The sequence below is a fragment of the Micromonospora sp. WMMD987 genome, assembly GCF_029581435.1.
GTDB lineage: Bacteria > Actinomycetota > Actinomycetes > Mycobacteriales > Micromonosporaceae > Micromonospora > Micromonospora rifamycinica.
This window is the reverse complement of sequence record NZ_CP120861.1, coordinates 6,882,198-6,895,582: the sequence shown is the minus strand read 5'-3', so window position 1 is coordinate 6,895,582 and position 13,385 is coordinate 6,882,198. Positions and strand designations below refer to the sequence as shown.

10 protein-coding genes are annotated in these 13,385 nt (G+C 71.2%); 6 read left to right on the top strand and 4 right to left on the bottom strand.

Features of this window, described 5'->3' with window-relative positions:
- Nucleotides 1-509: AMP-binding protein (locus tag O7612_RS29450; RefSeq protein WP_282269269.1), on the bottom strand; the 509-nt coding region annotated here is incomplete at its 3' end.
- A 344-nt stretch (nt 510-853) separates the two neighbouring features.
- A complete protein-coding gene (locus tag O7612_RS29445) occupies nt 854-1,873 on the bottom strand; it encodes a 4-hydroxy-3-methylbut-2-enyl diphosphate reductase (RefSeq protein WP_282269267.1) in 1,020 nt (339 codons plus the stop codon).
- A gap of 1,256 nt (nt 1,874-3,129) precedes the next feature.
- On the opposite strand from O7612_RS29445, the gene O7612_RS29440 reads away from it, so the two are divergent.
- The 6 genes from O7612_RS29440 to O7612_RS29415 all read left to right on the top strand — a co-directional run bounded on the left by O7612_RS29440 (nt 3,130) and on the right by O7612_RS29415 (nt 11,971).
- Entirely contained in the window at nt 3,130-5,931 is a 2,802-nt protein-coding gene (locus O7612_RS29440) for an AfsR/SARP family transcriptional regulator (RefSeq protein WP_282269265.1), read from the top strand.
- A 501-nt stretch (nt 5,932-6,432) separates the two neighbouring features.
- Nucleotides 6,433-7,503 (top strand): methyltransferase, encoded by a 1,071-nt coding sequence (locus O7612_RS29435; protein WP_282269263.1) that lies wholly within the window; start codon nt 6,433-6,435, stop codon nt 7,501-7,503.
- A gap of 207 nt (nt 7,504-7,710) precedes the next feature.
- A complete protein-coding gene (locus O7612_RS29430) occupies nt 7,711-8,721 on the top strand; it encodes a methyltransferase (protein WP_282269261.1) in 1,011 nt (336 codons plus the stop codon).
- A gap of 5 nt (nt 8,722-8,726) precedes the next feature.
- Nucleotides 8,727-9,725: a methyltransferase gene (locus O7612_RS29425; protein ID WP_282269259.1), complete on the top strand. Its 999-nt coding sequence runs from the start codon at nt 8,727-8,729 to the stop codon at nt 9,723-9,725.
- Nucleotides 9,726-9,810: 85 nt separating this feature from the next.
- Nucleotides 9,811-10,725 carry an aromatic prenyltransferase gene (locus O7612_RS29420; RefSeq protein WP_282269257.1) on the top strand — a complete coding sequence of 305 codons (915 nt, stop codon included), beginning with the start codon at nt 9,811-9,813 and terminating at the stop codon, nt 10,723-10,725.
- Between the two features lie 55 nt (nt 10,726-10,780).
- The gene (locus O7612_RS29415) at nt 10,781-11,971 is read left to right on the top strand and encodes a cytochrome P450 (RefSeq protein ID WP_282269255.1); all 1,191 of its coding nucleotides are present in this window, start codon (nt 10,781-10,783) and stop codon (nt 11,969-11,971) included.
- 236 nt (nt 11,972-12,207) lie between these two features.
- Here the strand turns inward: O7612_RS29415 and wrbA are convergent, their stop codons facing one another.
- Together wrbA and O7612_RS29405 are read right to left on the bottom strand one after the other, a co-directional pair.
- Nucleotides 12,208-12,816 carry an NAD(P)H:quinone oxidoreductase gene (gene wrbA / locus O7612_RS29410; RefSeq protein ID WP_282269253.1) on the bottom strand — a complete coding sequence of 203 codons (609 nt, stop codon included), beginning with the start codon at nt 12,814-12,816 and terminating at the stop codon, nt 12,208-12,210.
- A 44-nt stretch (nt 12,817-12,860) separates the two neighbouring features.
- Nucleotides 12,861-13,241 carry a DoxX family protein gene (locus O7612_RS29405; RefSeq protein WP_282269251.1) on the bottom strand — a complete coding sequence of 127 codons (381 nt, stop codon included), beginning with the start codon at nt 13,239-13,241 and terminating at the stop codon, nt 12,861-12,863.
- Nucleotides 13,242-13,385: the final 144 nt, after the last annotated feature.

The following is a 13,385-nucleotide window of genomic DNA, read 5'->3' as shown; positions in this document are numbered from 1 at the left end:
GGCTCGACCCTCGGCGCTCCGGCGAGGTCGGCGAGCGACGTCGCACCGGGGCGACCGCCGGCCACGGTGAGCACCAGGCGGGTGAGGTCGCCGAGCGGCACCTCGGCCAGCTCGTCGAGCTTGCGGTCGTCGGTGAGCAGGTTCGGCTGCTCCAGCCGGCCGAGGAGGGCGCCGACGGTCGCGGCGTCCAGGGCGGGCGACAGGAGTACGGGCACCGCGCCGATCCGCGACGTGGCGGACGCCAGCACCCAGACGTCGAAGTTGGCGCTCTTGTAGATCGCGACGCGTTCCCCCGGCCGTACCCCGGCCGCCCACAGCCGGCCCGCCAGGTCGTCCACGTGACCGGCGATCCCGGCCACCGTCAGTCGCCGGCCGGCGTCCGGCAGGACGTCCAGGTCGTGATCGAGGGTGAGCGGGGTGGATCCGTTCTGGGCCGCGGCCAGCTGCGGCACGAGACCAAGGTGCAGACCGCCCTTGCGGATCGAGCTGTGGATCGCGGAGCCCTTCATCTGAACCGCCTCCTCGGGGGTTGCTGACGGCTGGGTGAGCCGTGGGTTCGGGCCGGTGCGTGCGGGGACCTGCGTACCGCGCGTCGCGGGAGCACCGGCCGGTGCGGAGCCGATCGGCTCGGGCCGCCCCTGCCGTGCGACCCGGCGGATTCGGCCGGTCGTCCGGCGACCGGGGAGCCGGTCACCGGAGCCGGTGCACCGACGGTGTGGATCGACGTAGCGGCCTCTTCCCGCTGCTGGATGCGCCTGTGCCGCCTAGCATCGGGCACCCTGCTTGACCAGGACTGTCCACCGGCTTGGCGGCGGCTTGGCGAGGTCTTGGCCTCCCCCGGCGGCCAGCGGGTTCATCCCTGCCCACGGGCTGCGGTCGCCCCGGCGTCGGTGCCCCCGCGCGGCGTAGCGAGGCTGCCGGGGAGAGCGAAGGTGATGTTCTCGGTCGCGGTGCGGACGACCTCGATCTGGTCGAAGCCGAGCCCGGCCAGTCGGTCGACCACCTGCTCGACGAGCAGCTCGGGCACGCTGGCGCCGGAGCTGAGCCCGACCGACCGGGCGCCGGCCAGCCAGCCGGGGTCCAGGTGGGTGACGTCGGGCAGCAGGTGGGCCGGGGTGCCGGTCCGGGCGGCGACCTCCACCATCCGTACCGAGTTGCTGGAGTTGGTCGAGCCGACGACGAGGACGACGTCGGCGACCGCGGCGATCTGCTTGACCGCGTTCTGCCGGTTCTGGCTGGCGTAGCAGATGTCGTCGCTGCCCGGCCCCTGGAGGTCGTCGAAGCGTTCCTGGAGCGCGGCGATGACCTCGGCGGTCTCGTCGAGGGAGAGGGTGGTCTGGGTCAGGTAGGCCACCGGTTCGTCGCGGGGCAGCTCCAGCCGGGCCACGTCCGCGACGTCGGCCACCACGATGGTGCGGTCGGGTGCCTCGCCGTAGGTGCCCTCCACCTCCTCGTGGTCGGCGTGTCCGATGAGCAGGATGGTGCGCTCGTCGCGGGCGTAGCGGCGGGTCTCCTGGTGCACCTTGGCCACCAGCGGGCAGGTCGCGTCGATGACGTCCAGTTGCCGGTGGGCGGCGCGTTCGCGGACCATCGGGGACACCCCGTGGGCGGAGAAGACGCAGACGGCGCCCGTGGGCACCTCGTCCTCGGAGTCCACGAACACCACGCCACGCCGTTCGAAGTCGCGGACCACGTAGTGGTTGTGCACGATCTGCTTCCGGACGTAGACCGGCGGCGGGTACCGGCGGAGGGCCTCGTCGACGATCTCGATGGCCCGGCGCACCCCGGCGCAGAAACTCCGTGGTTCGGCGAGCACGACCCTTCCGCCGCCGTGGTGGCGGCCACTCTCGGGCGTCTCTTCTGCCTGGCGCATGAGCGGGTCTCCAGCCGGTGTCGGTGATCGGCGACCAGTGGTCTGGTGCGTCTCGCTTTTCTGCCCGGTGTCCACGTATCTGTCGTCGACACATTTACGTCCGCGATCTCGCCGTGGGTGTCGACCGGACTGCCGGTCGTGAGAAGCGGGGAATGGAGGTGACGCGTCGTCGCCGCGCTCTCGCGTTGCACGGTCGGCGGAACTGCGTACCGTCGCCTGTTGACAGCAGTCTCCGTGAGTCCGGCCAGGGGTGTCAAGAGGTTTGCATTGCGGACGTCGACAGTGCCGGGACCTGTTCGTACACCTTCTTCCGGTGCTCGTGGCGCCCTCATCCGACCAGGAAACAATGGCGATACAAGTATCGCTGTCTGTCGATTCCGTTGGTTGGTGTGCGGCGGGCCGTTCCGGAAAGAAGTCGCCATCAAGTCGGCGCCAAGTTGACACCAAGCCGATGACAAGCGTGGTGACTCAGGATTGGTCTGAGCACCGGTTCGGTCCCGCAACCGCGAGCGCCGGACGGGCGGACAGTTCAGGCGGTGGCGCTCGCCGCCCTGCTGACGGCCCGAAGCGTCGTTCCGTGCGGGTCGTCCCGGTTCGGCGGTCGGATCGTGGACCCGGGCGTCGCTCCCGGGGGAGGGCGGCTGTCCGCGACGGCGATGCCGGGGGCGGGGCCGCTGCGGCGCACCGGACGTGGCGTCGGCCGGTGGTGACGTCGAGATGGTCCCCGGCGTCGATCGAATGCTGTCCGCTGTTCGGTTCGACCGCGTCCGGAAAACAATGATCGGAAATGTGTCAGGCGGTACGGACGTCACCGGGCCGATAGCCCGTGACCGCCGATAAGGCTGCGCCGAAGTGGCCGCGCATCATCCGTCGGGCAGTGGTGACCCGGCTCTGTCGCCCCGGGGAAAACATCGCCGGGCGTCTTTTGGTGATGTGAACGGGTGTCCGCTGCGCGGGACGCCGGGCGGCGATACCGTCGACGACCTGCGTCGATTGTCGGGGTCACGGTTCTTTATTGCCACCACCTCCGGTCGGCGGTAGCGTTTCGCCCGGCAACATGAGCGCAGCCTTGGTAGCCACGGGGGGAAGGGGCACGTCATGCGGCCTGCGGCCCAGGCCCACGAAGCGGGCAGGCGGGACCATATAACAGCCGGGACCACCGCACGGGACGTCTGTCGTAACAGTTCTTTCGCGGTGCGCGGCGGAAGTGCCGCCGCATGATCAACGTAGCAGTCGCCGGGGCTTCGAGTCGTACCGTGTCGGACTCCCTGCGGTGGGAGGCCGCGAAGGCCCGGGGCACCGGCCGGGTGCTGGCCGAGTTCCGCGCCCTGGGACCGCTGGAAGCGGTGGTGGCGGGGCGGTTGGTCGACCTGGGCGCACCCAAGCAGCGCGCGTTGCTCGCGTTGCTGGTGAGTCGGGCCGGTCAGCCGGTGGCGGTCGAGGTGATCCTGGAAGCGTTGTGGGCCGAGCACCCGCCGCCGTCGGCGATGGCCTCACTCCAGGCGTACGTGGCCAACCTGCGCCGGGTGCTGGAACCGGACCGGGCGCCCCGGACCCCGGCCACCGTGCTGCGGACCTGTCCGCCCGGCTATCTGCTGGACAAACGGGTCATCGACGTCGACGTCCAGCGGTTCAGCGGGCACGCCACGGCGGGCTGGCAGGCCTGGGACCGGGGTGACGCCCAGCAGGCGTTGCGGGAGTTCGAGGTCGCGCTGGCGCTCTGGCGCGGCCAGGCGTACGCGGAGGTGGCCAGCGCGCCGTGCGTCGTGCCGGAGGTGGCGCGACTGGAGGAACTGCGCCTGTCGGTGGTCGAGGCGCGCTGCGCGGCGCTCCTGGCGGTCGGCGCCCACGAGGTGGCGGTCGCCGAGCTGGACGCCTTCGTCCATGCCTATCCGCTGCGGGAGTACGGCTGCGAGCTGTTGAGCCTCGCGTTGTACCGGGCGGGTCGGCAGGCCGACGCCCTGGGTGTGCTGCGGGCGATCCAGCGGCGGTTGGCCGAGGAGTTGGGCATCGATCCCCGGCCGGCGTTGCAACACCTCGAACGCGAGATCCTGAACCAGGTGCCCGCGCTGGAGTGGCGTCCGGCCCCGCCGGCCGCCGCGCAGGCCGTACCCGACCGGCCCGCCGCCACGGTGCGGGGACGCACGACCGGAGCGCTGCCGCCGGCCCCGCTCCCGGCGGCGGACGGCGAGGTCTTCGTGGGCCGGGAGGTGGCTCTCCGGCAACTACTCGAGGCGATGTCCGGGACGGCCGTCCGGGGCCGGGTGGTGACCGTCTCCGGCGAGCCGGGGATCGGCAAGACCAGCCTGCTCCGCCGGTTCGCCACGCTGGCGGGGGCGCCGGTGCTCTGGGGGAGCTGCCCGGAACACGTCACCGCGCCACCGCTGTGGCTGTGGGAGCAGATCCTGCGCGCGGCCGGCACCTGCTTCCCGCAGCACCCCGTGCCCGAGCCGGTGGCCGAGCTGCTCAACGGCGACCTCCAGCAGATGGTGGACGGCACCGAGGCGGCCACGGCCACCCTGCGCCGGTTCGAGGCGATCGTCCACTACCTGACGGACGCGGCCCAGGCCGCACCGCTGGTGGTCGTGCTCGACCATCTGCACCGGGCCGATCCCAGCTCGCTGCGGCTGCTGGCGCACCTGGCCGAGTCGGTGCCGGCGAACCGTCTCCTGCTCGCGGTCTCCTACCGGTCCGGCGAGGCGGCGACCCTGGCCGACACGTTGGCCGCGCTGGCCCGCTCGGAGATGACGCGGATCGAGCTGGACGGGTTGACCACCCAGGAGACCCGGTCCCTGGCGAGCGCCATCCTGCGCCACGAGATCGGCGGGCCGACCGCCGAGGCGCTCCGGCAGCGCACCGAGGGCAACCCGTTCTTCCTGCGGGAGCTGATCAAGCTGTTGACCACCGAACAGCGGCTCGCCCAACCGCACACGGTGCCGGTCCCGATGCCGGTTCGTGAGGTGGTGCTCCGACGTGTCGCCTGCCTGCCGCAGCCGGTGGTGGACGTGTTGTCGGTCGCCGCCGTCGCCGGTCGGCACTTCGACATCGAGGTGGTCGCCGAGGCGGCCTCGGTCGAGATCGAGGCGGCACTGGAGATCATGGACACCGCCGGCGCGGCGGGCCTGATCGTCGAGGACCAGCAGCGGCTGGGGTGGTTCCGGTTCACCCACGCCCTGGCCGCCGAGGCACTCTACGAGACGACCGGCCGACTGCGCCGGGTCCGGCTGCACCGACGGATCGGAGTGGCGGCCGCCTGTGCCTGGGCCGGCGACCCGGACCGGACGGCCGAGATCGCCCGGCACTGGCTGCTGGCTGCCGAACTCGACCCCTCCGCCGCCGCCCACGCCGTCGCCCACGCCGCCACCGCGGCCCGGGCGGCCGACGCCCGCGGGGCGTTCGGGGAGGCCGCGGCTCTCTGGCGGCAGGCTCTGGCCGCCGCCGACCTGGCCCAGCGGGAGGACACCGACCGGTACCCCCTGCTGCTGGGCCTGGGCGTCAGTCTGTACCGCGCGGGCAACCCGCGCGACGGGTTGCCCGCGTTCCTCCAGGCCATCGAGGAGTCCCTGGTGGACGACGGCGTGGACACCTCCCGACCGGCCGCCGCGGCGGTGGCGGCGGTCGGTGAGCCGCGCTGGCGTCAGGCCGCCGACGGCGAGGCCGGCCGTCGGCTCGTCGAGGTGCTGGAGCGCGCACTGTCCCGGGTGACCGGCCGGGCGCAGCGTGCCCTGCTGCTCTCCTGCCTGGCCGAGGCCTGCCCGTCCGACGGTGACCAGGCCCGCCGGGTCGCCCTGTCGGACGAGGCGCTGGCGCTGGCCCGGTTCGTGGACGACCCCGTGGTGCTGGCCCGGGTCCTGCTGCTGCGGGTTTCGGCGCTCGACGGGGTCGGCCACCGCGACCGGCGTCACCGGGCGGTCACCGAGCTGCTGGCGTTGCCCGACCTGCCGCCGGCCCTGACGATCCGGGTCCGCCAGCTCCGTGCCCGGACCGACCTCCCGCCCGACGTCGCCGGGGACGGGTCTGCGGTGGAGTTGGTGACGGGCGAGGCGGCCGGGGCGTGACGGCGGCCCCTGGTCGGGTGGACGACCGCCAAGCCAACGCCAACCCGTCGGCCAGTCCCGGCCAAGCCCGGTGGCCGATGCTCGACGGGATACGGAGCACGGGAGGGCGCACCATAGCTGGTCACCGTTCGACGTGGACGCTGTCGCGTCGCCGGGGTGCCCGTCGGGCCGGCGGTTCGCGGCCGGGAAACGGCCGGGTCGGGCCGGTGTCGGTTCTCCGGGTCACCCCCGGACGGGGCGGGGCGGGGCGGGCGGCGCCGTCCCGCCGGTGCCGTCGTGGACCGCGACGCGCCTGCGGGACGGTGACCGGGGGAGGCCCCGGCGGGTGCCGGTGGGCCGCCGGTGGTCCGGCCACCGGCCGGGCGTCGCCAGACCGGACCGGTGATCCCGGCCGCCTGCGTTGACCCCTCCGCACCGTCGAACGTCGGTGGGCACCCCGTGGTGGGTGCCGGTGTCACCTGTCGCATCGCGTGGAGCAAAAGAACTCGAAGGGATCAGTACATGACGCCAGAAGCCACTCTCGCCCGGTTTCGCGAGTACATGGTGGGACCGACGCGGTTCATGAATCTGCTGTCCTGTTTCGAACTCGGTCTGATCGACCGGCTGCGGGACAATCCGGGTCTGACGGCGGTGAAGCTCGGTGACGCCGTCGGGGTGAAGCCGGATGCGGTGGAGCAGTTGTTGCAGTTGATGGTGAAGGAGGGCTTCGTCGCGTACGACGAGGGCTCCGGCGCCTACGCGCTGGCCGCGCTGGGGGACGTCGCCGAGGCCGACCTGAAGCGGGCGCTCGCCTACATGAACCTGATCAAGGTGGTCGCGCTCCGGCAGGTCTACTACCTCACCGAGAGCGTACGGACCGGCCAGGTCATCGGGCTCAAGGAGCTGTACGGATTCGACGGCAACCTGTACGGCGCGGTCGCCGAGCACCAGGACCTGCGCGACTCCTGGCTGACGCTGATGAACCGGGTGACCGCCAACATCGATCCCTGGTTCTTCGCGAACATCGACGTCCCCTCCGGCGCGCGGGTGCTCGACCTGGCGGGGAACACCGGCCTCGGTGCGATCCACACCTACCAGATGAAGACCTCGCCGGGTCTGCGGGTGACGACGTTCGACCTGCCCCAGAAGGAGGAGGAGTGCCTGCGGAACTTCCGCGAGCACGGCGTCGAGGAGCACTGCTCGTTCGTCGGCGGTGACGTCTTCGCGAGCATCCCCGAGGGCTTCGATGTCGTCCTGATCAAGCACTTCCTGGACATGTTCGACAAGGGGGAGGTGTTCCGGATCCTCACGGGCGTGCACCGGTCGCTGAACGTCGGCGGTCAGGTCAACATCCTGGTGCCGGTGTACCCCGAGGACATCACCGACTCGGACAACTACAACGTCGACTTCTTCCCGAGTTTCTTCCTCGGCTGCACGATGGGCCAGGGCGGGCCGCAGAAGCTGTCGACGTACCGGAGCTGGCTGGAGGAGTGCGGGTTCACCGTCACCAGGGCGGTCACCAAGGACTCCGCCGAGGTGCCGCCGGACGTCATCCCCGTGCAGGCCATCCTGTCCGCCACGAAGACCGCCTGACCTCCCCGGCTGACGGCCGACCCCGTCGCCCGGGTCGCCCCCGTCGGACGGCCCCGCCACCGGGTGCCGCCGCCGGCCGGGGTGCCCGCCGGTGCGGTCCGCCGCGTCGACGTGACCGACAGAACCAACCCGAAGGGATCTAGTGCAATGACGCCAGAAGCCACTCTCGCCCGGTTTCGCGAGTACATGGTGGGACCGACGCGGTTCATGAATCTGCTGTCCTGTTTCGAACTCGGTCTGATCGACCGGCTGCGGGACAATCCGGGTCTGACGGCGGTGAAGCTCGGTGACGCCGTCGGGGTGAAGCCGGATGCGGTGGAGCAGTTGTTGCAGTTGATGGTGAAGGAGGGCTTCGTCGCGTACGACGAGGGTTCCGGCGCCTACTCGCTGGCCGCGCTGGGTGGCGTCGCGGAGGCGGATCTCGAGCGGGTGCTCGCCTTCATGGGCATGATCAAGGTGGCCATGCTCCGGCAGATGTTCTACCTGACCGAGAGCGTGCGGACCGGCACCCTGGTCGGGCTCAGGAAGTTCTACGACTTCGACGGCACGCTCTTCGACGCCGCGGCCGTGCACGAGGACATCCGCAACTCGTGGGGTCGGCTGGCGCAGCTGGAGACCGGCAACGTCTACGGCTGGTTCTTCCAGAACCTGGACATCCCGGCCGGCGCGCGGGTGCTCGACCTGCTCGGTGGGAACGGCCTCGGGTCGATCATGACCTACCGGATGAAGGCGTCACCGGGGCTGCACGTGACGAACTTCGACGCGCCCGAGAAGGAGGAGGAGTCGCTGCGCAACTTCCGGGAGCACGGCGTCGAGGAGCACTGCTCGTTCGTCGGCGGCGACATCTTCACCGACGTCCCCGCGGGCTTCGACCTAGTGCTGATCAAGCACTACCTCGACATGTACGACAGGGACGACGTTCTCAAGATCCTCAAGAGCGCCAACGGCGCGCTGGAGGTGGGCGGTCAGCTCGTCATCCTGGCCCCGGTCTATCCCGAGGACATCACCGACCCCGACGACTCCCAGATCGACTTCTTCCCGACCTTCCTGCTCGGCTGCGCCACCGCACAGGGCGGGTTGCAGAAGGTGTCGACGTACCGGAGCTGGCTGGAGGAGTCCGGGTTCGCGCTGACCCGGGTGGTCGGCAAGGACCCCGCCGACATCCCGCCGGACGCCATCCCGAAGCGGTTCATCATGTTCGCGACGAAGACCGCGTGACCGGCATGAGCACCCACCAACCCACTCCCGACCGCATCATGCACATCGCCAACGGCTACTGGGCGACCGGCATCCTCGGCACGGCGGCGGGCCACTCGCTCTTCACCCATCTGGAGGCCGGCGCGGGCACCGCTGGTGAGCTGGCGGTCCGGGCCGACATCTCCGAGCGGGGCGCGCAGACCCTCCTCGACGGGCTCGTCGGCCTCGGCCTGGTCGAGCTGCACGACGGCCGGTACCGCAACACCGCCGAGTCGAGCACCTACCTGGTCGAGGGGCGACCCACCAGCCTGAGCGAGTTCGCCAAGCTCAAGATGACCCACATGGGCGGCATGGCGGACCTGCCGGAGGTGGTCCGCGCGGGCGGTCCGATCAGGAACGCCACGGTGGAGGTCGCCGACAACCCCCACTGGGAGAAGGTGGTCACGGCCATCGCCGCGCAGTCCACCCCGGTCACGGCGCTCGTCGCCGACCTGCTGGGGCTGGCGGACGCCGGTGAGATCTCGATCCTGGACCTGGGCGGCGGCTCGGGGATCTTCTCGGCCGCCTGGCTCGCACTGAACCCGGCCGCCCGGTCCACCCAGCTCGACTGGGGACCGATCAACGCGATCGCCCGGCGGCTGGTCGCCGAGCGGGGCGTGGCCGACAGGTTCACCTGCGTCGACGGCGACTTCCACCACACCGAGGTGCCGACCGCCGCCTACGACGTCGTGGTGTACTCCCACGTGGCCCACCAGGAGGGGCCGGAGGACAACACCGCCCTCTTCGCGAAGGTGCGCGCCGCCCTCAAGCCGGGCGGCACGCTGGTCGTCTGTGACTACGTCGTCGACGACGACCGCAGCGGCCCGTCCTTCGCGCTGATCTTCGCCGCGGAGATGCTGCTCAAGAGCAAGCGCGGCGGGACCTGGCGGCGCGTCGACTACCGGGAGTGGCTCACCAAGGCCGGCTTCGAGGACGTCACGTTCCACCCCACCCCGTCGCCCACCACGGTGGTCCTCGCCCGCTAGCGGGAGCCCACCACCGACGCTTCCGTCGCCGCGCCGACGGGTCGGCCCGCCCGTCCGAGCGCTGATCTGGACACCTGGAGGATGAATGTCCGAGCCTGCCGAGTCGGCACAACTCTATTCGGCCATCGAGGAATCGGCGCGACTGTTGGAGGTGCCCTGTTCCCGGGAACGGGTCATGCCCATCCTGAACGCGTACGCGGACTCCCTGCCCAAGGCCGTCATCGCGCTGCGGGTGGCGACCGGGGCGCGCTACCGGGGCGACCTCGACTGGCGCTTCACCGTCGGCAGCGACGTCGACCCGTACGAGGTGGCGCTGTCGAACGGGCTCACCGAGAAGACGGACCACCCGGCCGGCACGCTCCTGGCCGAGATCAGCCGGCGTTGCCCGATCGCCAGCTACGGCATCGACTTCGGGGTGGCCGGCGGTTTCAAGAAAATCTACCTCTTCTTCCCGCCGGACGGCATGCAGTCGTTGTCCACCCTCGCCGAACTGCCCTCGATGCCCCGGAGCCTGGCCGACAACGCCGACCTCTTCGCCCGGCGCGGCCTCGGCGACAAGGTGAACACGTTCGGCATCGACTACCGGCACCGGACGGTGAACGTGTACTTCGGCGGGCTGCCCGACGAGTGCCTCGAACCGGCGGGCATCCTGTCGATGACCCGCGAACTCGGCCTGCCCGATCCGGGTGAGCAGATGCTCCGGCTCGGCCGGCAGGCCTTCGGCCTCTACGTCAGCCTGGGCTGGGAGTCCTCGGCGGTCGAACGCTTCTGCTTCGCCGTGATGGCGTCGGACTCGGCGTCCCTGCCGGTCCCGCTCGAACCGAAGATCGAGCAGTTCCTCACGGGGCTGCCGAACAACGCCGCCGACAGCAGGTTCGTGTACTACGCGGGGGTGTCGTCGACCGGCGAGGAGAACTACAAGGTCCAGTCGTACTACAACTGGCAGCCCCGGATGCTGGACCAGATGCTCCTGTCCGACTCCGGCGAGACCCGCGCCTGAGGGCTCCGTCCGCCGGGGAGCCGCACCGATTCGCAATGTGAGAAGGAGGAGGCCGATGAGCGACTCTCCGGCTGTTCTGGAGTTCACGGGCACGGCGCGGGACATCGCCGCGTCGATGCACACCGCCGGCCCGGTCCAGCGGGTACGGCTGCCCAACGGGGTGCCGGTCTGGCTGGTCACCCGGCACACCGAGGTGCGGGAGGCGTTGAGCGATCCGCGCCTGTCCAACCACGACCGCAACGACTGGTTCGACCAGGGGGCACTGACCCCGCAGGTGCGGTCCGCGATGAACACCTCGATGCTGCGCCTCGATCCGCCCGACCACACCCGGCTGCGCAAGCTGATCGCCAAGGCGTTCGTGCCCCGGCGGATCGAGGCGCTGCGTCCCCGGGTCGGGCAGCTCACCGGTGACCTGCTGGACCGGCTGGCGGCCGGGGGCGCCGAGGCCGACCTCATCACCGGGTACGCCTCGCCGCTGCCCATCCAGGTGATCTGCGAGCTGCTCGGGGTGGCGGTCGAGGACCGGGCGGACTACCGGGAGTGGGCGGACGCGTTCGCCGCCGGCCTGGGTGCGCCGGTCTTCCCGGTCCAGGCGGTCACCGACTTCGTGGAGCACCTCCAGGGGTTGATCGCCCGTCGCCGGGCCGAGCCGGACGACGCGCTGTTGTCGGCGCTGATCGCGGCGCGGGACCAGGCCGACCGGCTCACCGAGGACGAGCTGATCTCGACCGCGTTCCTGTTCATCGTCGCCGGCCACGAGACCACGACGAACCTGATCGGCAACGGCATCTACCTGCTGTTGCGGAATCCGGAACTGGCCGACCGCATCCGGGCGCATCCCGAGGAACTGCCCCGGGCCATCGAGGAGTTCCTGCGGTACGAGAGCCCGGTGACCGGTGCCTCGCTGCGTACGGCCACCGAGGCGATGGACCTGTTCGGGGCCGAGGTGGCCGCCGGGGACCTGGTGATGCTGTCCCTGCACGCGGCCAACCGGGACGGCACCGCGTTCCCCGACGCCGACGGGTTCCTGATGGACCGCGAGCGCAACCCGCACCTCTCGTTCGGCTACGGCATCCACTTCTGTATGGGGGCGCCGCTGGCCCGGCTGGAGGCCCAGGTCGCCATCGGGAACTTCCTGACCCGTTTCCCGCAGGCCCGCCTGGCGGTGGACGCCGACGCCGTCGAGTGGCGGCCGGGCCTGCTCACCCGGGGTCTGGCCGCCCTCCCGGTCCGCCTCGCCGGCTGACCGGCCACCGGCGGCACGGGGTCGACCCGGGCTGCCGGCTGACCGGCCACCGGCGGCGCGAGGTCGACCGGGCCGGCCGGACCACCGGGAGGTGACCGGTCGGAGCGGGTGGGCCCGCGTCGGAACCGGTGCCCGACACGACGACGGGTGCCCCCGCCCGGTCCGGCCGGGATCGCACGGATCCCGGCCGGCGGGACGCGGGGGCACCCGTCGTCGTGGTGCCGTCCGGGGCCGGGTCAGGCGGGGCGACCGGCCTTCAGCGCGGCGGCGGTGTCGACCACGCGGCGTGCCTGGTAGCGGGCCGCCTGGAGGGTGACGTCACCGGGCGGGCCGCTGCCGACCACGTGCGAGGTGCCGTAGGGGTTGCCCGACTGGAACTGGATGGGGTCGGTGTAGCCGGGCGGCACGATGATCCCGCCCCAGTGGTAGAAGGTGTTCGACAGTGCCAGGAGGGTCGACTCCTGCCCGCCGTGGGGGGTGTTGGAGGCGGTGAAGGCCGAGTAGACCTTGTTGGAGAGCTTGCCGTGGAACCACAGCGGGCCGAGGGTGTCGATGAACGCCTTGAGCTGGCTGGACACGTTGCCGAACCGGGTCGGGGTGCCGAACAGGGCCGCGTCGGCCCAGTCCAGGTCGTCGCCGCTGACCACCTCGACGTCGGCGGTGTCCCGGATGTGTTGCGCCCACTCCTCCTTGGCGTTGATCGCCTCGGCCGGGGCCGTCTCGGCCACCTTGCGCAGGCGTACGTTCGCGCCGGCCTTCTCCGCGCCCTCGGCCGCGGCCTTGGCCAGGGTGTGCACGGTGCCGGTGGCACTGTAGTAGACGATCGTGAGGTTGACTGGTTCCATGATCGTTTTCTCCCGGTCGGATGCTCGTTCGGTGTGGTCGTGGATCAACTGGTGAAGGAGTGCGGGCCGAAGCGACCCCAGGCGACGACTGCGGCCAGAACCAGCAGGACGACGTTCACCACGGCGGTCTTGGCGTCCTTGCGGCGGAGGCAGGCGATGGCCGCGCCGGCCATCAGCAGCACCAGACCGACCGCTGCCAGCGGCACCAGCACCGGGGCGATGTCGAGCACGGCGGGCAGGATCAGCCCCACCGCGGCCAGGATCTCCAGGACCCCGATGGCCTTGATGACACCCGGGCTGAAGTCGTCGAGGACCGCGTAGCCGGAGGCGACCAGCTTCTCCTTGGACTGGAGCAGTTTCATGACGCCACTGGCCAGGAAGATCACGGCCAGCAGCCCGGCAATGATCCACAGGGCGAGGTTCATGAGGGGGTTCTCCTCGCAGGTTGCTGGGATAGTGTTCGGTTCACTGGTACGACGAAGCAGCCCTCCGGAATGTCAGGCGGCGCGTCCGGTCCGCAGCCCGGCGTCGACCGTCGCACCGGTGGGCAGGCAGCGACCGAGGGAGCC